General features: G+C 42.7%; 22 protein-coding genes. 19 read left to right on the forward strand and 3 right to left on the reverse strand.

The features are described 5' to 3' along the window. The first annotated feature begins 138 nt into the window (after positions 1 to 138). From ABWW58_RS12780 to ltrA, 4 genes are all read left to right on the forward strand, one after another. Positions 139 to 933 (forward strand): thymidylate synthase, encoded by a 795-nt coding sequence (locus ABWW58_RS12780; RefSeq protein WP_353869495.1) that lies wholly within the window; start codon positions 139 to 141, stop codon positions 931 to 933. After that, entirely contained in the window at positions 930 to 1,415 is a 486-nt protein-coding gene (locus tag ABWW58_RS12785) for a dihydrofolate reductase (protein ID WP_353869496.1), read from the forward strand. Before ABWW58_RS12780 ends, ABWW58_RS12785 begins: the two co-directional genes overlap by 4 nt. Positions 1,416 to 2,160: 745 nt before the next feature. Continuing rightward, a complete protein-coding gene (locus ABWW58_RS12790; protein WP_093669308.1) occupies positions 2,161 to 3,612 on the forward strand; it encodes an NADP-dependent glyceraldehyde-3-phosphate dehydrogenase in 1,452 nt (483 codons plus the stop codon). Between the two features lie 477 nt (positions 3,613 to 4,089). Then, positions 4,090 to 5,478, forward strand: coding sequence for a group II intron reverse transcriptase/maturase (gene ltrA, locus ABWW58_RS12795; RefSeq protein ID WP_353867335.1), 1,389 nt, complete (start codon positions 4,090 to 4,092; stop codon positions 5,476 to 5,478). A gap of 1,133 nt (positions 5,479 to 6,611) precedes the next feature. Here the strand turns inward: ltrA and ABWW58_RS12800 are convergent. Then, complete coding sequence (locus ABWW58_RS12800; RefSeq protein ID WP_353869497.1) at positions 6,612 to 6,986, reverse strand: hypothetical protein; 375 nt, start codon at positions 6,984 to 6,986, stop codon at positions 6,612 to 6,614. 165 nt (positions 6,987 to 7,151) lie between these two features. On the opposite strand from ABWW58_RS12800, the gene ABWW58_RS12805 reads away from it, so the two are divergent. The 5 genes from ABWW58_RS12805 to ABWW58_RS12825 all read left to right on the forward strand — a co-directional run bounded on the left by ABWW58_RS12805 (position 7,152) and on the right by ABWW58_RS12825 (position 11,010). Continuing rightward, positions 7,152 to 7,631 (forward strand): GNAT family N-acetyltransferase, encoded by a 480-nt coding sequence (locus ABWW58_RS12805; RefSeq protein ID WP_353869498.1) that lies wholly within the window; start codon positions 7,152 to 7,154, stop codon positions 7,629 to 7,631. Positions 7,632 to 7,941: 310 nt separating this feature from the next. Continuing rightward, positions 7,942 to 9,498, forward strand: a complete 1,557-nt coding sequence (locus ABWW58_RS12810) for an ABC-F family ATP-binding cassette domain-containing protein (protein ID WP_353869499.1) — start codon at positions 7,942 to 7,944, stop codon at positions 9,496 to 9,498. Positions 9,499 to 9,587: 89 nt separating this feature from the next. Next, the gene (locus ABWW58_RS12815; RefSeq protein ID WP_353869500.1) at positions 9,588 to 9,908 is read left to right on the forward strand and encodes an ArsR/SmtB family transcription factor; all 321 of its coding nucleotides are present in this window, start codon (positions 9,588 to 9,590) and stop codon (positions 9,906 to 9,908) included. 99 nt (positions 9,909 to 10,007) lie between these two features. Next, a complete protein-coding gene (locus ABWW58_RS12820; protein ID WP_093669298.1) occupies positions 10,008 to 10,256 on the forward strand; it encodes an LSm family protein in 249 nt (82 codons plus the stop codon). A gap of 280 nt (positions 10,257 to 10,536) precedes the next feature. Then, a complete protein-coding gene (locus ABWW58_RS12825; RefSeq protein ID WP_353869501.1) occupies positions 10,537 to 11,010 on the forward strand; it encodes a Fur family transcriptional regulator in 474 nt (157 codons plus the stop codon). Here ABWW58_RS12825 and ABWW58_RS12830 read toward each other — a convergent pair. Then, positions 10,977 to 11,411, reverse strand: a complete 435-nt coding sequence (locus ABWW58_RS12830) for a hypothetical protein (protein ID WP_353869502.1) — start codon at positions 11,409 to 11,411, stop codon at positions 10,977 to 10,979. The two genes, ABWW58_RS12825 and ABWW58_RS12830, sit on opposite strands and share 34 nt — an antisense overlap. Beyond that, positions 11,404 to 12,186, reverse strand: a complete 783-nt coding sequence (locus ABWW58_RS12835) for a hypothetical protein (protein WP_353869503.1) — start codon at positions 12,184 to 12,186, stop codon at positions 11,404 to 11,406. The genes ABWW58_RS12830 and ABWW58_RS12835 overlap by 8 nt, the downstream gene beginning before the upstream one ends. A 388-nt stretch (positions 12,187 to 12,574) precedes the next feature. Between ABWW58_RS12835 and ABWW58_RS12840 the strand changes: the two genes are divergently transcribed. From ABWW58_RS12840 to ABWW58_RS12885, 10 genes are all read left to right on the forward strand, one after another. Beyond that, positions 12,575 to 13,495, forward strand: coding sequence for a S66 peptidase family protein (locus ABWW58_RS12840; RefSeq protein ID WP_353869504.1), 921 nt, complete (start codon positions 12,575 to 12,577; stop codon positions 13,493 to 13,495). Between the two features lie 55 nt (positions 13,496 to 13,550). Continuing rightward, positions 13,551 to 14,354 (forward strand): serine hydrolase, encoded by an 804-nt coding sequence (locus tag ABWW58_RS12845; RefSeq protein ID WP_353869505.1) that lies wholly within the window; start codon positions 13,551 to 13,553, stop codon positions 14,352 to 14,354. A 187-nt stretch (positions 14,355 to 14,541) separates the two neighbouring features. Then, positions 14,542 to 14,850, forward strand: coding sequence for a DUF3870 domain-containing protein (locus ABWW58_RS12850; RefSeq protein WP_093669690.1), 309 nt, complete (start codon positions 14,542 to 14,544; stop codon positions 14,848 to 14,850). A 163-nt stretch (positions 14,851 to 15,013) separates the two neighbouring features. Continuing rightward, positions 15,014 to 15,949, forward strand: a complete 936-nt coding sequence (locus tag ABWW58_RS12855; protein ID WP_353869506.1) for an ABC transporter permease — start codon at positions 15,014 to 15,016, stop codon at positions 15,947 to 15,949. Continuing rightward, positions 15,949 to 16,905, forward strand: a complete 957-nt coding sequence (locus ABWW58_RS12860; RefSeq protein ID WP_445783440.1) for an ABC transporter permease — start codon at positions 15,949 to 15,951, stop codon at positions 16,903 to 16,905. The genes ABWW58_RS12855 and ABWW58_RS12860 overlap by 1 nt, the downstream gene beginning before the upstream one ends. 5 nt (positions 16,906 to 16,910) lie before the next feature. Continuing rightward, a complete protein-coding gene (locus tag ABWW58_RS12865; RefSeq protein WP_353869508.1) occupies positions 16,911 to 17,927 on the forward strand; it encodes an ABC transporter ATP-binding protein in 1,017 nt (338 codons plus the stop codon). Positions 17,928 to 17,982: 55 nt separating this feature from the next. Next, positions 17,983 to 19,566 carry a peptide ABC transporter substrate-binding protein gene (locus ABWW58_RS12870; RefSeq protein WP_353869718.1) on the forward strand — a complete coding sequence of 528 codons (1,584 nt, stop codon included), beginning with the start codon at positions 17,983 to 17,985 and terminating at the stop codon, positions 19,564 to 19,566. A gap of 226 nt (positions 19,567 to 19,792) precedes the next feature. Further along, positions 19,793 to 20,899 carry a mandelate racemase/muconate lactonizing enzyme family protein gene (locus ABWW58_RS12875; protein ID WP_353869509.1) on the forward strand — a complete coding sequence of 369 codons (1,107 nt, stop codon included), beginning with the start codon at positions 19,793 to 19,795 and terminating at the stop codon, positions 20,897 to 20,899. Then, positions 20,896 to 21,792, forward strand: coding sequence for a C40 family peptidase (locus ABWW58_RS12880; protein WP_353869510.1), 897 nt, complete (start codon positions 20,896 to 20,898; stop codon positions 21,790 to 21,792). Before ABWW58_RS12875 ends, ABWW58_RS12880 begins: the two co-directional genes overlap by 4 nt. Continuing rightward, on the forward strand, positions 21,793 to 22,803 hold the full coding sequence (locus tag ABWW58_RS12885) for an ABC transporter ATP-binding protein (RefSeq protein ID WP_353869511.1): 1,011 nt from the start codon (positions 21,793 to 21,795) through the stop codon (positions 22,801 to 22,803). The last annotated feature ends 186 nt before the right edge of the window (positions 22,804 to 22,989 follow it).

Genomic DNA, 22,989 nt, shown 5'->3' on the forward strand with positions numbered 1-22,989 from the left:
TTCTTTAATAAAAAAGTTAGTGAACAGTAGGGAAAACATAAAAAGATCTCTTTCTGATTCATGCAATTTCTGTCGTATCTGAAACGAGCAGATTATGATAAACTAGAAATCAGCAATAGAAAAGTGGAGTGATCAGCTGTGAGACAATATTTGGATCTTTGCCAACGGGTACTTTCCGAAGGTCATGAGAAAAACGATCGTACCGGAACCGGAACAATTAGTGTATTTGGGCATCAAATGCGCTTCAATTTACAAGATGGTTTTCCGTTAATGACGACAAAAAAGCTGCATTATAAATCAATTATTTACGAACTGCTCTGGTTCCTCAAAGGGGATACGAATATCAAGTATCTGCAACAGCACGGTGTACGTATTTGGAATGAATGGGCGGATAAAGAGGGGAATCTTGGTCCGGTTTATGGTCACCAGTGGCGCTCTTGGCCGGGAAAAAATGGGGAAACCGTCGATCAAATAACCAACCTCATTAATGAAATAAAAATGAATCCCGATTCCCGTCGACTAATTGTGACGGCTTGGAATCCGATGGATATACCGGATATGGCACTGCCGCCATGCCATTGCCTCTTTCAGTTTTATGTCAATGATGGTCGTTTAAGCTGTCAACTTTATCAACGCAGCGCGGACATTTTTCTTGGAGTGCCGTTTAACATCGCTTCATATGCGCTGCTCACGCATATGATCGCTCATGTTACCGGATTAAAAGTGGGGGAATTTGTCCACACGCTTGGTGACGCGCACATCTACCTCAATCATCTTGATCAAGTCAAGACTCAGCTTGAGCGTAACCCAAGAACACTGCCAAAGCTCGTAATCAAGCGCTCTGTTTCATCAATCTTTGATTTTGATTATGATGATTTTCAGTTTATTGATTATGATCCTTATCCTGCGATTAAAGGTAAGGTGTCGGTATGATTTCCTTTCTACTCGCAATGGACCGTAATCAGCTGATTGGTAATAAAAATGAGTTGCCTTGGCATCTGCCGAATGATCTGCGTTATTTCAAGCAAAAAACGCTTGGTCATCCCGTTGTTATGGGGAGGAAAACCTTTGATTCCATTGGTAAACCCTTACCCGGCCGTGAAAACATCGTTCTGACACATAACCCGGACTTCTCTGAAGAACATGTAACAACATTTTCGTCAGTTGATGCATTTTTGAAAAGTGGTACTGCCTATGGTCATGAATGCTTCATCATTGGCGGTGCTGGAATTTTTAAAGCCTTTTTGCCTTTTGCGGATCGGCTTTATATTACTCATATTGACGCGGAATTTGAAGGCGACACCTACTTTACAGGATTCAATTCAGACGAATGGCGTTTAGTAAACCGCATTCCCGGAGTCCTAGATCGGAAGAATATATTTCCACACGTGTTCGACGTCTATGAACGCACCTAACCATTAGGAGCCTGATATAATGCGTATCATCCCTCACCTCTTTAGCTATCCTGCATAAACTATTAAAAAGGTGACGGAGTTGATAAAAATGATCATATCAGGTCTACAACTTTGGTTATGTTATGGAATAATTGGACTGATCATGGGGTCACTGTTAGGTCTGCTTCCGTTCTGGTGCACTTGGCGGCCCAAACATTTTGCCGCTTTTTTCCTTTTTTTGGTTGCTTGGCTGCCTGTTGTTATTTTGGCGTTAATTCTTGCTCCGCTTGCGAACAGATTTCGGTTTATGCAGGAGAGCGATTGTTGAAAAGAGGCTCCTAATTCAGGGAGTCTCTTGTTCTACACATCTCCGTTTCTAATACATAGGTGATGGGTTCTTACTTATTCAAGTATAAAAGGTTGGGATAATACTGTTCCTTAGTCGAGTACAAATAAATTTAATTTCTTGACAAATATATGAAATTGCTTTAAAACCTTATAATAAGCAGGTAAAATAATAGTATTACGTGCTTCTAAGAACGACCGGATCACACAGCCAGTGAGCAGAAGATTGGATATTAAGCACTTTTCGTGCGAAAATAAATGTGTGAAAAGATAAGTACTCATTGAAAATCTTATTGTATTACTGTAATGGGTGAACGAAAATAAATGTCAATTGGAGCGCTTGTTTCATTGCGGCTTTGCGCGGCTTTGAGAACAATTGCGATATAGAAAATAATTGACAAAAAAGGAGAATGAAAAAGGTATGGCTTCTAACGTATCAGAATTGACCACCTATATGGCTTACCTCGAAGGTGAATGGAAAAAAAGTTCATCTGGAGAGACAATCGCCATTCAATCCCCTTACCTGAGAAAAACGATCGGATATGTTCAAGCGGTCACACAGGATGAAGTGGATTCTGCAATCACAACAGCTCATAAGGCACAAAAAGAATGGGCTAAGCTGTCTTTAAGTGAACGCGGCGCTTATTTAGAAAACTGGGCTGACGAACTTGTGAAAAGCAGCGAGGATATTGCGACTGCCGTTATGCAAGAAGTGGGCAAAGGGTTTAAGGATGCTCAAAAGGAAGTTGTTCGCACCGCGGATTTAATTCGCTATACTGTGCAAGAGGCATTGCATATGCACGGTGAAAGCCTGAAAGGAGACGGCTTTCCCGGCGGCGATCAAAAGAAAATTGGTATCGTTGAACGTGCGCCGTTGGGTGTCGTGCTTGCGATCGCACCATTTAATTATCCGGTTAACCTTGCCGCATCGAAAATTGCGCCGGCTTTGATGGCTGGCAACGCTGTACTATTCAAACCGGCGACTCAAGGATCGATCAGCGGTATTAAAATGATTGAAGCACTTGATAAAACTGGTCTTCCAAAAGGCTTGCTTAGTCTGACAACAGGACGCGGTTCAGTGATTGGTGATTACCTCGTTGAACACAAGGGAATCAATATGATCAGCTTCACCGGCGGTTCCGCTACCGGACGTCACCTTTCAAAACAAACAGCAATGATTCCACTTGTTCTTGAACTAGGCGGCAAGGATCCGGCACTTGTTTCTGATGATGCTGATATGGATGTTGCCGTTAGCAGTATTATGAATGGCGCATTTTCATACTCAGGTCAGCGATGCACAGCAATCAAACGTGTGCTCGTGAATGAAAAAGTTGCTGATGAACTCGTTTCACGTTTGAAAACAGAGATTGAAAAACTCACTGTAGGTTCACCGGAAAATAACAGTACAATTGTTCCTTTAATTGATGACAAGTCAGCTGACTTTGTTCAAGGGTTAATTGATGATGCCTTGGCGAAGAACGCGACACTTATTACAGGAAACAAACGGAAAGAGAACCTGATTTATCCTACACTTCTGGATCACGTAACAGAAGACATGGATATTGCATGGATCGAACCATTTGGTCCCGTATTGCCAGTCATTCGTGTAAAATCCGATGAAGAAGCAATTGAAATTGCAAACAAGTCCGAATTCGGCTTGCAAGCAAGTATCTTCTCACAGGATATTGATCGTGCACTCGCCGTTGCACGACAAGTTGAAGCGGGTACGGTTCAAATTAATGGCCGTACGGAGCGGGGGCCGGATCATTTCCCATTCCTCGGTGTGAAAGCTTCCGGTATGGGTGTTCAAGGTATCCATAACAGTATCTTGTCCATGTCCCGTGAACGTGTGACTGTCTTAAACTTAAAATAATGAATTATTATCAAAAGGAATCAGCTGAGGCTGATTCCTTTTTTTCACGTGCGCCCGGCATGGACGACAGCTAGGCGGTGAAAGTCCGCTACAGGCTTGGCAGTAGGAACTGTTAGCCAAAGGCAAGGGTGTCCACCGTGAGGTGGAATCTGAAGGAAGCCGGAGGCAAACTTCTGGGCTGATGAACAAGAACTGCATACTAAGGCTGAATAGAGACGGATAAGCCTGCGTAACAAGGTGAAGTCCAATACTGCCCGAATCTCAAACAGTATATGCAGCAGCCACATGGAAGGAAAGCGGTCGTTCTTACCCGGGGAGATCTTACAGGGGCCTCCGACAAGAGGAAAGAAAATTTCCACAGAAGCAACCGAGCCAGTGATGGTTTGGTGAACTGTAAGAAGTCAGCAGAAGCCATAGTAGTCCGACAGGACGAAGGGCTGAACAATAGTAATCTTGGAAGCAGCGGAGGTGTGAGTCATGCGACAATCACAGACAACATCAAAAGATGGCTATCTATCGAAGAATAGGATGGAATCCGAAGGTACGGTAGAAGTGTGCAGTACGACTCACGGTGAAACTGAAAGAAGAGATGGTGTGCATGATCTCATCACGAGAATCACCGACCGAATGAACTTAAATCGAGCCTATAAGCGTGTTAAGGCGAATAAAGGATCAGCCGGAATTGATGGAATGACCGTTGATGAACTCTTTCCCTTTCTCATGCGAAATAGGGATGAGCTTATCCAACAGATCACGAATGGCTCGTACGAGCCACAACCGGTAAAACGTGTGGAAATTCCCAAACCCGATGGATCAAAAAGAAACCTTGGCGTTCCGACTGTTTGTGACCGACTGGTGCAACAAGCGATCCTTCAAGTGATGGAACGAATCGTTGATCCGACGTTCTCAGACAACAGCTTTGGCTTCCGCCCGCACCGCAGTGCCCATAACGCAATGAAACGCGTCAAGGCTTACTACGAAGCAGGATATAGATATGCGGTGGATCTTGATTTAAAAGCCTACTTTGACACAGTGAATCATGATCAGTTGATGTATTGCGTGGAAAAACGGATTAAGGACAAAATCGTCCTTCAACTCATTCGCAAGTTCCTGCGCAGTGGTGTGCATACGAATGGAAAGGTTGTACCGACCGAGGCCGGTGTTCCCCAGGGGGGGAATCTCTCGCCCATTCTAGGCAACATTTATCTTGATCAACTGGACAAGGAACTGGAACGAAGAGGACATAAGTTTGTTCGCTATGCCGACGACTGTACGATCTACGTCAAAAGCAGAAGAGCGGGCGAACGAGTCATGAAGAGCATCACCACCTTTCTGGAAGATAAACTGAAACTAACCGTCAATCGGGAGAAAACTCAGGTCGGCAGCCCAACGAAACTTAAATTTCTTGGATTCTGCCTGCACACGACCAAGCAGGGATTGGGATTTCGCCCCCACATCAAGTCGAAAAAGCGCTTTGAGCGAAAGCTCAAACAACTGACGAAAAGAAGCCGAAGCGGTAACATCCGTGGGATCGTTAAAGAAATTAATGAAGTAACCACAGGATGGATCAACTACTATGGCATAAGCTATATGAAGAGCTATATTCGGCATATTGATCAGTGGCTCCGGCGAAGAATTCGCCAGATCATTTGGAAACGTTGGAAGAAAGTCAAGACGAGATATAAAAGTCTCATGAAACTTAACGTTCCAAAACCAAAAGCATGGGAATGGGCAAATACACGAAAAGGCTACTGGCGCATCGCCTGTAGCCATATCTTACATCGGTCGATCACAAACAAAATACTCGAACAGGTGGGACTCAAAAATCTAGTCCATCTGTTCGAGCATGTACACTTAAGCTATTGAACCGCCGTATACGGACCCGTACGTACGGTGGTGTGAGAGGTCGGAGAAATTATCTCCTCCTACTCGATAAGTTAAGAAAGTATAGCGTTTTGCCTTGCCGGTACGACGATAAGATCATAAGATTCGGTTGGGCTGGGCGATCAGGTAAGCGCTCAATCTGAGAAATAAACGGAAAAATTCCGCTTAATTAGTAAATAAATGAAAAAATTGCTTAAATAGACGGAGAAATTCCGCTTATCGAATCGAAAAACGTGAAAATGGAGGATTTTTCTGTGCATAAGCGGAAAAATTACCCTTATGTAGCTGTGAAACAAGCGCCAGGATGCATATTAGCGGAAAATCTCCGCTTATTTTATTCCGGCCGCGATACCGAATTAAGGACCAGAATGATTTATTAGAAAACTTGGTTTCGCCAAGCCCCTGGCGAAGGCGAAGACTTAGTTGCGACGGCCATGGACGGCCTAGTGTCCGGTGAGCCGCAGGACGCGGCGTTTTTTCGGACCGCTTACACTCGTTTTCTTTAAATGTTTTCTTATACTTTCCTACCAGAGGGTGTTCAAAAAGTCCGGGAAAAATTGCTGTCGAATCTCTGCGTCAGCTTGTTTCTCCGCTCCTCACGTATAATTTGCATACGCTCTGGTGCTCGAAACTGCGCTTCCTTGATCTTCTCGGCTCTTTTTGTCCTCCTTTTTGAACAAACTCTACCAGTATGAAATAGAAATGTCTGTTCAAGACAAGGTTGATGATTCAAAACGGTATTTGGATCAAAGGAGCTTTCATAAGTAAGGAACTTTCGCTAAGCACGCATACGTCCTGCAAGCAACGCGAAAGCCACCGCATCCTGCGGAAGTAAGGACCGGGCTTGACCGGTTTTTCGAAGTGCGCCCGACATGGGTGACAACTCGGCGATGAAACATCTGATACAGACTTGGCAGTAGGAACTGTTAACCAAAGGCAAGGGCGTCAACGTGAGGTGGAATCTGGAGGAAGACAGAGGCAAACTCTTGAGGTGACGCCAATTTGGCTCTTTTCAAAGGCTTGGCAACGCCAAGTTATTGAATATTTCGATTCCGATTGCCTTAAATAGGAAAAAGCACACCTGCAACGGGTGTGCGAAAAGGATAGAGATCAGATCAATAATAGAACTGTCCGGGTCCTTGACCGTAGAATCCGCCGCCATATGGTGGCCGAGGTCCCTGCCCGTAATAAGGTCTCGGTGGGCAGTAAGGGCATGGACGAACGCCAATAATGGATCCAAGTCCTACACCAAGCAATCCGCCGGCAAAACCTCCTAGGAATGCCTGAGGTCCGAAGCCGAGGCCGAAGAAACGTTCATCATTTTCATTCCCGCTTCTTGTCTCATTGGTTGTCTGGTTGCTGTCCAAAGGTTTTAGATAGACATTATTTTGGTCAAATGATTCGATGATTCCAACGTGAACAGATCCGTCATTGCATTGAATCTCGACTGGCTGGTTGATTAGATTTTCCCAGTACTGTTGATATGACATGGTCTAACCTCCTATGATCGGTAAATCGAATAAACACTAGTCATGGTTAAACAAAGGCCTATTTGTAGACTATGCAAGGTATTGAAAAATGTTTGGGCTTTTATATTAGGGGCGATTAACTAATTCTGTGTCATTGTTTATAGACAATATCGGGGAGGCGTCAAAATGCGTGTTAAAATAAGGCCTATTGAAGACAAGGATCGATTGGATGTTGAGAGACAGATGGAGTTTCATTGGGGCGGGCGAATGATGGCAATCCATGGCGAACTGATCGATGTGCCGATCTTGCCGGGATTCCTCGCATATATAGATGAGCAATTCGCTGGCTTGTTGACGTACCGAGTGATGGAAAATGCGATTGAAATCATTTCACTGGACAGCATCAAAATCAGTTGCGGCGTTGGTTCTTCTTTAATCCAAGCAATGTTGCAAGTCGCAAAGGAAAGGAAAACAAGCCGGCTGTATTTAACCACAACCAACGACAACACGCATGCCCTGCACTTTTATCAAAAGAGAGGATTCACCATCTCTGCATTGAGGATTGGAGCGGTAACTGAAGCAAGAAGATTGAAACCCGCGATTCCTATATACAACGAGGACGGTATTCCTATAGAACATGAGATTGAGCTCGCCTATCGTTATTAATGAATGCATTGCTTTTCGATCTTTAAAGAGTTAAAATGTATTGAGTATAAAATAGAGGAGTGGAAACTTTTATGGTTCTGTCTGATTGTCTGCAACTTAAATTGGCTTGATAGGGGGAGTTTGCCTTCTTCACGAGTTAAATCAGGCTAATCGGTTGCAGCAATTGATCAGAGATGTTTCTGTTTCTTACGGTTGAATCATGAACTTAGGAGAGGCGAAGCGTTATTGCTTCGCCTTTTTTTCAAGTGGATGCGGAAAAGACTCTAATCTGCAGCCTTCTCGATCGGCCACAAATTAGGGGAGTGAATACATGTTACTTATTGAAGCGAAAAATGTCGCTTTCTCATACGGAGATAAGTTGATTTATAAAAAAATGAATTTTAGACTTTTGGAAGGTGAACACATCGCGCTTGTTGGGCATAATGGCGCCGGAAAATCAACCTTTCTTAAACTTTTATTAGGTGAACTGCTGCCAGATGGCGGAACCATAAGCAAAAGGCGGAATATGAAAATTGGCGTTATTGAGCAGCACCTTCATTTTGGAAATGGAAAAACTATTTATGAAAGCCTGCAGGATGCGTTTAAAAAATTGTTCGATGCGGAACGTGAGATGAATACACTGGCGGTTAAAATGCAGCAGCCGGATGCCGATTCATCCTATATTGACCAATATGGTCAGCTTCAAGAACTGCTGCTTGCAAGTGATTTCTATACAGTCGACGCGCGAATTCATGAGATGGCCGATGGTTTAGGTTTGTCTGCAATCGGCCTTGATAAAGATGTCAATCAACTGAGCGGTGGTCAATTAACTAAATTATGTCTGGCTAAACTATTGCTGGAGAAACCGGATGTTCTGCTCTTAGATGAACCGACAAACTATTTGGATGTAGTGCACATCAAATGGTTGACGAACTATCTAAACAATTATTCACACGCTTTTATCGTTATTTCTCATGATACAGATTTTTTAAATAACATTGCTCAATTCGTGTATCATTTGGAAGATCAACAGTTGATACGTTATGTCGGAAATTATCAATCCTATCTCAAACAGCATGAGGCGCGCAGAGAGCAGCAGGTCGTTGCCTTTAGACAGCAGCAACGAGAAATCAAAAAACTTGAGACCTATATACAGAAGAATAAAGTGCGAACTGCAACGGCAAAACAGGCGAAGAGTAGAGAGAAGCAGCTAGACAAAATCGATCGACTGGATCCGCCCTCCCAAGTGAAAAAGCCTACCTTTCACTTTAAAGTGGATAGTCAGCCTGTTCGAATGATTTTTACAGCGGAAAAATTAAATGTCGGCTATGAACGGCCGCTCTTTCCTCCCATATCTGTGAAAATTGAACGTGGCGAAAAGATTGCGATCGTGGGGCACAATGGTATCGGTAAGACGACACTTCTCCGAACATTCTTAGGTGAGCTCGAACCGCTTTCGGGAAAAGTTGGTCAGGGAGATCGCGTAAAACCAGGTTATTTTTCTCAACTCTCTGCGCCACCGCATCTGACACCTTTAGAATGGATGATGGACCAATACCCTGAGACGCCTGAAAAAGTGTTGCGCCAGCATTTGGCTCAATGTGGCGTTTACGCCGAGCACATGCGTCAACCAATGGATACACTGAGCGGCGGCGAGGAGACAAAAGTGCGCATTGGCAGACTGATGCTGCAAAAAAGCAATGTGCTGATCTTTGACGAACCAACAAACCACCTTGATGTTTCCGCAAAAGAAGCGCTGAGCAATGCACTTGAAACCTATGAAGGTACAGTGCTGGTTGTCAGTCATGAACCCGCATTCTATGAAAAATGGATCACTAGAGTGTGGAATATTGAAGAGTGGTCGAAAAAAGTAAACGTACGAAAATAAGCGGACTACATGTTAAGCTGCTTAAGAACAGGTCTGTCATCGATCTTTTTCTTTTAAACGAACGATGGCATTAGATTAGGAGGATGAATATGGTTGACCCAACACCTGTTGATCTAGACGAACAAACCTTAAACGCTGTTGCTCAAATATTCAAGGCAATTTCAGAACCGACACGTGTGCGCATTTTATTTTTACTATCTCAAACAGAATGCTCAGTTTCGCAAATCTCGGAATTTCTTAATTTGCAGCAATCAACTGTGTCACACCAGCTCAGTTTCTTGAAACAGTTACATCTCGTTAAATCACGTAGAGATGGCAAAGTGATGTATTATTCTGAAGAAGATGAGCATGTCATGAATCTGCTTGCTCAAACAATTGACCATACCAGGCATCGCTATATCAGGGAATAATTAAAAACAGGCGCAAATGGCGTGATGTATGTCGATTCGCTTTAGGATGTTCCGACATAAAGTATTAGAGAATACCTTGTGAATGGGAGCGAATGCGTAATGCTCAACCAATCTGTTTATTCTCAATGTCGCAATTTGGTGAATCAACCGGTCGAAATTCGTTGCAATGATGGTTCGGTACATCGAGGCGTTCTGACTCGTGTCGACGAGCGTAACGCTTATTTGCAGCCTGCCGGCAGCGATATGTCAAACAATCCCGGATTATTTCTTTGGGGAGGCTGGGGTTGGGGTTATCCTATTGCTTTGGCATCAATCGCTGCAATATTGGCGTTAGGATTTCTCTGGTAACGATAAAGGAACAGGAACTGAGAAGGTGTCTCAAAGGTCTATTTTTGACCTTGGGGCACCTTTTTAGAGTGAGATACAAAGGCATAGGTAATGAAGCAAGGTGCGGATTCCTGCGGGAGTATCCCTGCTGATTGCGAACAATCGAAGGCAGTACACGTTTCATTTCAGAATCCTTTTGAGACATCCACTTCTGATTTGAAAAGGATTGTTAGGATTTTTCACAGAAAAATGGTATGCTGTGAAGTGAAGTACTGATTTGCTACCAAAGAGGTGATTCTCAGTGAACAAACGAGAAGCCATGGTTTTATTGAAGAATAAAGGTTACAAACACACGGATAAGCGTGAGGATATACTGGATCTTTTCGATCGGAAGAATGGCTACTTATCAGCAAAAGATATTCAGATAGAGCTAAAGGGCGACTATCCAGGTATTAGTTTCGATACGATCTATCGCAATCTATCCTTATTTCAGGATCTGATGATTCTTGAAGAGACAGAACTTGATGGAGAAAAGATATACCAATTCCACTGCACCGAGTATCATCACCATCATCTTATTTGCCTCCGTTGCGGCAAAACACGAACGATTGATGTCTGCCCGATGCAAGATTTGTCACAAATTGATCCTGAATTTCAAGTGACCGGACACAAATTTGAAATATATGGTTATTGCAAAAGCTGTCGCGATAAAATGACGAAGGAAAAATTTGAGGGCGGCATTCATGATTCAATAACAGTAAGTCCGAGTACGTGATAACTGGTTAAGATTGATTTTACGTCAGGCACCTGGTCCTTTTGGCAGCAAATTGAGATGACCACAAAGGACTGGGGCTTATTTTTGCCCTTTATTTTAATCAAATAATCTATGACAAATCCAATTAAAAAACCGACAAAACTTGAACACACCCCCCAGACAATGGGTCCCAGTTGCAAGCGAAATCCCACACTTGCCCCTATCACTCCGAAAATAGTTGCAATAATAAATCCTAATTCTGCCTTTGTCATTTTTTCATCTGATTGCATGATTGGTTTAGATAGAACAGGATCTAGAAAAAAACAAGCAAGGTTATTTTGTTCTATTTGATTTTTCTGCAACTCCGTTAATACCAGTTCAACAGCTAGTGACGGTTGAAAAAGGCAGATGATGTTACTCATTAATCAGATTCCCCCTATTCCCCAATAGCACGCTGTTTTTATGCGCTTGCCAATCTCGATTCAAGTACTCGCGTTGTTCGTCGTCAAACAACTTATTGGTATCGATCGTCTTTAAGTAAGCATCATAAGCAGCTCCAAAAATTAGGGAGGGCATAAAAAGCAGCCATTCGGGATTGAGTACCTTAACCGCCTCCTGAAAGTCGGTAATGCCATCAGTCAAAATCAAGATATATTCACATTCATGGCAATTAACATAAATTGTGAGCGACCATGACAGAAGCAACAGTGATGTTATGAGACGACGGGCATAAAGTTGACCAAGACCGGGGAGAAGAATGGACCAAATCGCAGCGACCCATGGGCCTCGTTTGTCAAGATAACATTTTTCAAAGGTGCGCAGATCAAGCGGTTTTATATTTAGAGGCTGTGCACTTGTCAACGTGGAGAGCTGATTTAGTTTAAGAGCAGATCGGTAACTGTCTGAAATGCAGAAAAAGTAAAAAGGAATATAGATCAGTATCCAACGTGTATTTATTACACTTATTGAGCGGTCAAACTCCCCCATGAAGCTGTAAACCATAGCCAAGTTCAGCTTAGAATGAACATTGATAATAATTTCAAAAAGGAAGAGTACATTCCCTTTGATGTGCATATCCAGCAGCATATGCCCGAAACCTGGAAATGCCGCAGACCACCAAGCAACCACAACCGGCCGATGGTAACATAAATTTGTAGATCCAAGAAAATTAAGTGCGGCTCGTTTTCTTCTTGCCATCTTATAACCTCAATTCATAGAATAACTGAACACCAGCATTAACTACTGTTATTATTTGTTTTATCAATAATAGACCGTTCATTCTTAGCTTTCCTCAGAGGTATTGATTCATACATAAAAGTCGAAATTGGCATTTACCGCATGATAATAGAAATCATTATTTGTGTTGTCAATACAAATAATGAAAAATAATAGTTAATTTTTAAAATATTGACAAAGTATTACCGGACTAATATACTTGGTTTGTTTAAGGCTGTTACCATATCTAGGCGGCAGCGACTGCTGCTATCAGTAAACACGAGTTGTCTTGTCTAAATAATCCTGGGCTTAAATCCAGTTCAACCTGATTGATGAACTGGATTTTGTGATGTTTGAGGGAGATGGTATAATGATCATTCCAAGCCGTTTATATGAAGGGGACACGATCGGTGTGATCAGTCCCGCCGGACCGCCGAATATGGAGCACCTTGAAGTGGCAACCGACTGGTTGAAACAGCTCGGTTTTCAAGTACGCTTAGGGAAGAATGTTGCAAAAAAATACGGTTACTTGGCTGGTCCCGATGATGATCGTTTGGATGATTTCCATGGAATGTTTGCCGACGATTCCGTTCGTGCGGTGATCTGTTCTAGAGGCGGCTATGGTACGGCACGTTTCGCAGATCGAATTGATTATGATTTGGTCCGCAGCCACCCTAAGGTGTTTTGGGGCTATAGCGACATTACATACCTGCATACAGCAATTCGTCAAAAAACAGGATTGGTTACGTTTCATGGCCCAATGCTCGCTTCAGATCTTGGTGATAATGACGTTCCATTGCTCTCGAAACAACTGTTCTCTCAGCTTTTTCAGCCGATGTCTCTGCGTTATGATGAATATCTGTCGCCTCTAACCATATATCAAGGAGGTACAGCTGAGGGAATGCTCGTCGGGGGAAATCTTACACTGCTTGCGAGCTCGCTTGGTACTGATTTTGAGATTGAAACTAAAGACAAATTACTTTTTATAGAAGATATTGGCGAAGCGCCATATCGTGTGGACAGTATGCTTAATCAACTGCGGTTAGCAGGAAAATTAGATCAAGCAGCGGGGTTTATCATTGGGGACTTTCACCAAAATCAAGCGGATAATGGGGACGCGACTCTTACTTATCAAGAAGTGTTCCAAACCTATTTAGGTGAGCTTGGAAAACCAATGGTCAGCGGTTTTATGATCGGACATTGTGCGCCGAATTTCTCAATTCCGTTTGGTGTTGACGCGATGCTTGATGCAGATCGGAAACAATTGTGGATTCAGCCGGGTGTGATGTAACACTTATTATCTATCAGCGTTTTCACAAATCCATTTGAACGTAAGGGGGAGACTAATGATTGATTTGAATGATGATTTATACAAAGCAATCATGGACATTGTCTATAAGCTGGATGGCCATATTGCTATTGAGGCTATCGGATCGGACGGATTTGCTCTGGGATACAAGGAGAATGTCCCTATGCTTTCTGCAAGCTTGATTAAATTACCGATATTGCTGTACGCATACAAAGGATTGAATGGCAGTTCAGATATGCTTAATCAAACCATCACGCTTAGTAAAAATCAGATTGTGGGCGGTTCAGGAGTGCTTCAAGTATTGTCTGCGCATGAATGGAAAGTCAAAGATCTCCTCGCTTTGATGATAAACGTTTCAGATAATACGGCAACGAATTTAATAATGGACTTCTTTGGCATTGATGCTATTCAGGCGTGGATCGAAGAACAGGGATTAGTGGAAACACGAGTTGAACGAAAAATGATGGATGAAGCCGCGCAACAAGAGGGGCGCACAAATTGGATAAGCGCGCATGACGCAAATTGGATGATTCGCCGTGTCTTTTCAAAATCTGATCCGTTGCCGGATGAAGTTAAATCTTGGCTGCTTCATCAACAATTCAGAGACAAGCTCCCTGGTTTATTTGATGAAAAAATACAACCGGTTACCGTTTATAACAAAACGGGTGAAATGGAAAAAATTGATCATGATGCGGCTTATTTCTATTGTAATGGACATTCAATGGCGTTAACCGTTATGACAAGCGGACTTGAAAATAGACAAGATGCTTTATTTGCTAGTCAAGAGATCGGTAATCTGGCTGCTCACTATTTAATCGAACTCTCGAAATCAGTCGGATGATGGCAGGATAATGCGTGATCCAACTAATAAAAAAGCACTATTTTTTGAAATATTATAATATTGACAAATAAAAGATTGTCTTATATACTTTTGTTAATCCTTGAAGCTGTTCACGATTTGAGTTCCTGCAGCCATCCAGTTGCCAGCCCCTCAAATCATCTGAATAAGTAAGGAAGGAATCATCATGATCTACTGCAACGATACTGTTTTTGTTATTGGCGATGCCAAATCATCGCAAAAGAATCCGATAACAATTCGTTTTAATCAGTTTTTTATTGGATTGGTCATTGATCGTGCAAGCGGAAGAATTGTGGATGCAGAGTGTTCAGCCACTATTAACCTAACGGCTCGCTTTGTTCATTCATTACTAACCGGACGATTAATCAATGATCCTACAATCGTGGACGAAATAAGGCAAAGATACTTTGGCTCATCACAAAAAGCACTAATTGTTGCTTTTGGAGACGCGGTGAAAAAGTATAATCAAATAGTTTAATATGCCGCTTTGTCTATAAAACTAGGCAAAATCCAGCTCTCAATCTACGAGGAGCTGGATTTTGTGCTTTTTAATGCATTGTCGAATAAACACGAATATAATATTCGGAATTTCAAGTTAAACGGATCTCTTTATTTAGTCTACATAGAAAGGTAGGTTTGCTATGCTGCAATTTGTTTTCAAGAGGTTTCTAGCAATGATTTTAACCCTGTGGGTGATCGCTACTTTGACATTTTTGCTTATGCATTCAATTCCAGGATCGCCTTTTAATAGCATGAACGGCAAAGTTCTGAGTGACGCCGCGGTAAAAAATATGGAATCTCATTATCATATTGATCAGCCGCTCCCGATTCAATATCTAATTTATCTTAAATCAATTGCAACTTTTACATATGGTCCGTCAATAAAACAACCATCCCAAACTGTAAATGACTTACTCGGGAGAGGTTTCCCGGTATCATTTGAGCTTGGTATGTGGTCTCTTGTGGTTGCTGTTCTTTCCGGGGTTTTACTTGGGGTTTTTGCTGCCTTGAAACATAATGGCTTGATTGATTATATTGCCATGACTGTTGCGGTACTTGGTATTTCCATTCCTAATTTCGTACTGGCTACTCTTCTAATTCAAGAACTCGCTGTTCATTGGCGCCTGCTTCCCGCAGGAACGTGGCAAGGACTCTCTTATATGATTATGCCGATCATCGCTCTTGCAACTGCTCCAATGGCGATTATTGCCCGACTGATCCGTTCCAGCATGCTTGAGGTTCTGACTCAGGATTACATCAGGACTGCGCAGGCTAAAGGATTGTCACCTTTTTTAATTGTTACGAAACATGCATTAAAAAATGCTCTTCTTCCTGTCGTTACCGTTCTCGGCACACTAGCCGCAAGTATCTTGACCGGTACTTTCGTGATTGAGAAAATCTTTGCGATACCAGGCATGGGTAAATATTTTGTTGACAGTATCAACTCGAGAGATTATCCGGTAATCATGGGAACGACAATGTTTTATAGTGCGATATTAATCGTTATGCTGTTCCTAGTTGATATTGCTTATGGCTGGCTTGATCCGCGGATCAAACTTAATAAGGAGGGCAGATGATGGCAAATACAAACGGGACAAAGGTTCAGTGCGCAGCGCAAAACGTTCCAGGAGAATGGTTTCGTCTTTTGAACCGCAACAAGTCAGTACAACAGAACCTCTCGCGTCCAAGTATCTCTTATTGGCAAAATGCGTGGATTCATTTACGTAAAAACAAGTTGGCCATGCTGGGAATGTGTTTTTTAATCCTGCTTGCCGTATTCGCAATTTTCGGTCCGATATTTTCACCTTACTCGGTCACGGCCCAACACTTGACGCTGCAGAATTTAGCACCGTCGGCAAGCCATTGGTTCGGCACCGATGAACTTGGTCGAGATGTCTTTACCCGTACATGGTACGGTGCGCGAATTTCATTATTTGTCGGGGTCGTTGCGGCGCTTGTCGATCTTCTCATTGGTGTCGCGTATGGCGGATTATCCGGATACATCGGTGGAAAGACAGATTTAGTGCTGATGCGAATCATTGAAATTCTTTACGGCCTCCCCTATTTGCTTGTTGTCATTTTGCTTATGGTGGTTATGGGACCAAGCTTATTGACCATTATTGTTGCTCTGACAGTAACAGGGTGGACAGGTATGGCGCGAATTGTAAGGGGACAAATGTTTCAATTGAAGAACTTTGAATTTGTGACAGCTTCCAAATCTTTTGGGAGCAAGCCGTGGCGTATTATTCGTAAAGATCTTATTCCAAATACAATGGGACCAATCATTGTCCAAATGACTCTGACTGTTCCGTCAGCTATATTTTCTGAAGCGTTTCTCAGTTTTCTTGGGTTAGGTGTGCAGGCGCCGTATGCAAGCTGGGGTGTTATGGCTAGTGACGCCTTATCAGCACTATTAGCAGGTTTTTGGTGGAGATTGTTCTTCCCTGCATTATTTATTTCCTTAACAATGTTTGCTTTTAATATCCTTGGGGACGGCTTGCAAGACGCGCTGGATCCGAAATTAAGGAGATGACCACCTTGGCAAAAAAAACGGACAAGTTGCTTGAAGTTAATAACTTACATGTGTCCTTTAAAACGCATGGTGGTGAGGTTCATGCAGTTCGCGGTGTTGCGTTTGATATTAAACAAGGAGAGACACTTGCAATTGTGGGCGAATCGGGGTGCGGAAAAAGTGTGACTTCTTTGGCAGTAATGGGATTGATTCCAAAGCCCAATGGGAAGATTATCGACGGCTCCATTCGATTTAAAGGTACTGAGATGACCACGTTACCTCCGAAAAAGATGCGTCGTATTCAGGGCGTTAATGTATCTATGATCTTTCAGGATCCGATGACGGCACTTAATCCAACATTGACCATAGGATCACAGTTGACCGAAGGCATTATTCATCAGAAAAAGGTATCAAGGAAAGAAGCTCATAAAAAAGCGATTGAGATGCTTCATATGGTCGGTCTTTCGAATGGCGAAAAGCGAATGAAGCAATATCCGCACCAATTTAGTGGTGGTATGCGGCAGAGAATTGTGATTGCCATGGCCCTTATTTGTGAACCGGATCTGATTATTGCTGATGAACCGACAACAGCACTGGATGTAACCATTCAGGCTCAAATTTTGGAATTATTTGATCATATTCAAGAAGAGACAGGCGTCTCCATGATTATGATCACTCACGATCTTGGCGTTGTCGCGAAGACTGCAGACCGTGTGGCAGTTATGTATGCAGGGAAGATTGTGGAAATGGGCAGCAAGCGCGATATTTTTTATAGAGCGAAGCATCCGTACACTCAAGCGCTTCTTAACGCCATCGTCCGAGTCGATATTCCTGCTGATACACTAAAGCCGATCGAAGGTGCGCCGCCGGATTTATTTGCACCCCCTGATGGTTGCGCTTTTTGTGAACGGTGCCCGTTTGCGATGGAGGTTTGTCAACATGTTCAACCGCCAACATCTATGGTTGATGAAAATCATGCTGTTGATTGTTGGCTTTTAGATAAAAGAGCTGATACCATTCGGCAAAAGGTTGAAATATTATAAAAAGGCAGGAGGATTTCATTTGAAAAAGTTGCTTAGAAATGTGTTTTTGCTCGGCATGGCAGTTTTGCTTGTTTTCGCATTCAGCGGATGTACAGCGAAGCCAAATTCAACGAGCAAGAAAGCGAACGGAAAACAGGTTTTAAAACTCAATAACGGATCGGAACCAACTTCTTTCAATCCGCCAATCGGGTTTGATTCTGTGTCTTGGAATGCATTAAACAACTTAATGGAAGGTTTGACACGTCTCGGTAAGGATAATGAGCCGCATCCTGCATCGGCAGAGAAGTGGGACGTTTCTTCAGATGGAATGACCTATACATTCCACATTCGTAAAGACGCGAAATGGGATAACGGTGATGAGTTAACTGCCGGAGATTTTGAGTATGCGTGGAAACAACTGTTAAATCCCAAAACGGCATCACCTGCAGCCTTCTTGGGCTACCTAATCAAAGGCGGCGAAGCGTATAACCTGAAAAAAGGCTCCGCTGATGATGTACAAGTGAAAGCGACAGATGACAAAACATTAAAGGTCACCCTCAATGCACCACAGTCTTATTTTCTCAATATGATTTCTAATCCTGCCTTTTTTCCGGTAAACAAAAAAGTTGCTGAAAAGGATTCGAAATGGTATGCCAATGCCAAGACATTTGTTGGAAACGGACCTTTTAAACTGGCATCATGGAAACATGATTCAAATATGGTATTTAAGAAGAGCAGCACTTATTGGGATAAGAAAAGTGTGAAGCTTGACGAAGTCGACTGGGCCATGGTCAATGATACAAATACTGAATATCAAATGTTTAAAACAGGGGAACTTGATACTGCGAGTGTACCGCCTGACTTATCTGATCAACTCTTTAAAGAGGGAAAGGTTACTGTCGGTCCACAAGCAGGTACCTATTTCTTTAGTATGAACGTGAAAATGAAACCATTCAATAATGCCAAAATCAGAAAAGCCTTTGCACTTGCCGTTGATAACAAAAAAATCGTTAACTACGTGGTTAAGCAGAAAAATGATCCGGCATACGGTTTTGTTTCTCCCGGATTTAAGGATCCAAGCGGAGAGGACTTCCGCAGCCATAACGGCAATCTTTATAAATACGACCCTTCAGAAGCTAAAAAGCTGCTTGCGGAAGGGATGAAAGAAGAAGGCTATAATAAGTTGCCGCCAATCACACTGACCTACAATACAACCGATATTAACAAGGCTGTTGCAGAAGCGGTTCAAGAAATGTACAAGAAGAATCTCGGCGTATCGGTGAAATTAGCCAATATGGAATGGAACGTTTACGGCGTTGATCAAAAGAAAGGCAAATTCCAATTCTCACGCGGCTCTTTCTTAGCCGATTACGGCGATCCAATCAACTTCCTGGAAAATTTCATTACCGGCATGCCAATGAACAGCATGCAGTGGAGCAACAAAGAATATGATAAATTGATCAAAGAAGCAAAGAACGAGAAAAATGATGCGAAACGCTATGCATTGATGTATCAGGCTGAAAAACTGCTCATGAAAGAAATGCCGCTCTTCCCAGTATATTTCTACAATCAGTCCGAATTGCAAAACAGCAAAGTTAAAGGAATTGTTCGGCACCCGGTAGGCTATATGGAACTGAAGTGGGCGACAAAGTCTAACTAACTTAAATCTCCTGATTAATTGGAATCCTTAGAGTTGATGATTCTCAAATCAGAAGAAGCCGTTTTCCTGAACACGGAAAACGGTTTTTCATTGAAGAAGATAAGAGAACAACTTTTTTGATTTGCGAAAAATTATAATGAATATTTGTTCACTTAAGAATGCAAAACGAATAACAATTAAGCAATTTAACTTGAGGTTATGCAGATAATACGGAGGGCACCTTGGTATGAAAATTGTAAACGTACAGACAGATAAACTATCTATTCCTCTCATTAAACCATTTAAAACCGCACTTCGAACAGTCGAGAAAGCAGAGAGCATGATTGTACGCTTGACTTGCGATGATGGAACGATTGGTTTTGGCGAGGCTCCGCCGACACACGTAATCACTGGTGACAGTCTCGGTAGCATCAACTATACGATTATGGAGGTACTGCGCCCCTTAATTATCGGACTTGAAGTTGAGAAGAGAGAACATATTCACCAAGTCATAGATAGAGCAATCCTCCATAATACAAGTGCTAAAGCTGCTGTCGACATTGCGGTTTATGATTGCCTTGCGCAGAAGGCAGGTATGCCGCTCTATCAATTTCTTGGAGGAAACGCCAACAGGCTGGAGACGGATTTTACAGTTAGTGTCAATAGTGTCAAAGAAATGACGCGGGATGCGCACGAAATCGTTAAAAAAGGATTCACCACATTGAAGATAAAGGTTGGGAACTCAACGATTAATGAGGATCTAGAAAGAGTTGCCGGTGTTCGTCAAGCAGTTGGCAACCAGATTAAATTAAGACTGGATGCCAACCAAGGCTGGCGTGCGAAAGATGCAATAGCCATTATTCGAAAGATGGAGGATATGGATCTGGGTATCGAGTTGATTGAACAACCTGTTCCATCATGGGATTTCGAAGGAATGAAACTCGTAACTGAACACGTGGATACGTCGATTATGGCTGATGAAAGTATTTTCAACCCCAAAGACGCGGCACGACTGCTTGCAATGCACGGATGCGATATTATTAATATCAAATTAATGAAAGCCGGAGGTATCGCAGAAGCGGAAAAAATTAACACTCTGGCCGAAACATACGGTGTTGAATGTATGGTCGGATGTATGGTTGAGTCTAAAGTCTCAGTGACTGCAGCCTGCCATTTTGCGGCTGCAAAAGTAAATGTGACACGCTGCGATTTGGATACACCACTCATGTTTGCTTCGGAACCCATTGAGGGAGGCGCAAGCTACAGACAAAGTCAAATCACTTTGTCTGATGCTCCGGGTTTGGGCATCACCGGAGTTAATTTTAAAAAGATAAAGAGAGGAGAGGGAAATTGAGGAGAAGAATCTCTGTTCCTGTAGCGACGGTTTGGACGTCACCAGGTTCTGTTCGGCCAATTGATATGCCTGCTGTTTTGAACCCTCCGGATATGGACGGCTGGATCTCCGGCATGACTCGTGAAGAAACCATCGCACTATGTAAAGAAAAGAGAACGCAAACACAGATACTGTTCAACGAACCGATTATTATCGATGAACAAGTAGGAGACTGGGCAAAGGTCTGTATTCCAAATCAATACTTTTCAAAGGATCGGCGCGGGTATCCCGGCTGGATGCCAATCAGTCATTCGATTGACTGTGATGTATCTGAATCACTTGAACCCGTCATGGTGCAAAAGAGGTTAGCAACACTTTACAGCAAAGATAAACAGGCGCTTATGGATTTGAGCTTTGGAACGTTCCTCTCATTAATTGAAGAGAACGCTATGTTTGTTCAAGTGGCCACTCCTTTAGGAGCCCTTATTCTTAGAAAGCAAGATGTTTCTTTTCCTGAAAGGAGATCGCCGCTTACCGGTGCTGAAGTGGTTTACTATGCAAGTCAATTCATCGATCTTCCCTATTTATGGGCTGGAATGAGCGCCTATGGATATGATTGTTCGGGCTTCAGTTACTCAATGCTTCGCGCGGCTGGCTATCTCATTCCTCGCGATGCTGATGATCAATCGATGCATGGGGAAGCGGTTGATCAAAAAGACATTCTGCCTGGTGATCTGCTGTTTTTCGCTTATGAAAAGGGGAAGGGTTTTGTACATCATGTCGGTATCTATTACGGAGATGGAAAAATGATCCATTCACAGACTCCCGGAAAAAAAGTCATTGTGACCACACTTAAAGGAACAATTTATGAAGAAGAATTATGCGCGATTAGGCGTTATTGGAAGGAAGGATGAATGGTGGGGAATGTACCTCTTCTTAGAATAAGCCAACTAAAAAAGTACTTTGAACTAGATCGATCACAAGTTCTCAAAGCCGTTGACAACGTCAGCCTTTCCATTCAGCCTGGTGAAACATTTGGAATTGTGGGTGAGTCGGGCTGCGGAAAATCCACACTTGGCCGTACAATTATGGGTCTCTATGAAAAAACCGGGGGAGAAATTGAGTATAAAGGTCAGAATGTTGATCAGATGACTACTGATCAACGATTTCGTTTACATCGCACTATGCAGATGATTTTTCAAGATCCATATGCATCATTAAATCCGCGTTCAACGGTTCTCGAAATAATCGCAGAACCGATGGAAATTCACAAGACCTGCAAAAGTGCAAGAGAGCGCAAGGAAAAAGTAGAACAACTATTGGAAGAGGTAGGATTAAATCGAAATTATTTAAACCGTTATCCGCATGAATTCAGCGGAGGACAAAGGCAGCGAATCGGTATTGCTCGTGCTCTTGCCCTTAATCCTGAATTTATTATCGCTGATGAACCGATATCAGCGTTGGACGTTTCTGTTCAAGCTCAAGTAGTTTTTCTGCTGAAGCAACTTCAATTGGAGAAAGGTTTGACGATGCTGTTCATTGCTCATGACCTTTCTATGGTTAAGTATATTAGTGATCGAATTGGCGTTATGTATCTCGGCAATCTCGTTGAAATGACATCAAGCCATAATCTCTATGAAAATCCGCTTCACCCATACACACAGGCACTGCTTTCGGCAATTCCGATTCCCGATCCGGATATTGAAGAAAAGAGGGAACGGATCATACTAAAAGGAGAACTTCCAAGTCCGATTAATCCTCCAAGTGGCTGTGTTTTCCGCACCCGATGTCCGTTTGTTATGGATATTTGCGCAAAAAAACGTCCGGAGTTTGTGGAAGTAGAAAAGGGACATTATTCGGCTTGCCACCTGCATGCCTCTAAAAATGAGCGAGTGATCGTACATATGCATAAGAGAGCTGAGTAAGGTTGATCTTGAACGATAGAGGTATTTATTGACAATTATTTGATATAGCATTAAAATGTAGCTGATTCTGTACATCGCTTTTATAGATTAGTGCTTGATATTTAGTAGATGTTGATGCTTCTAGAGCCTCTCCAATATTGGGAGGCTTTTTGCACAGTTGTGCAATGTCTGATCTGATTTTGGGGA

This window comes from Sporolactobacillus caesalpiniae, assembly GCF_040513385.1.
In the GTDB taxonomy this organism is placed as follows: domain Bacteria; phylum Bacillota; class Bacilli; order Bacillales; family Sporolactobacillaceae; genus Sporolactobacillus.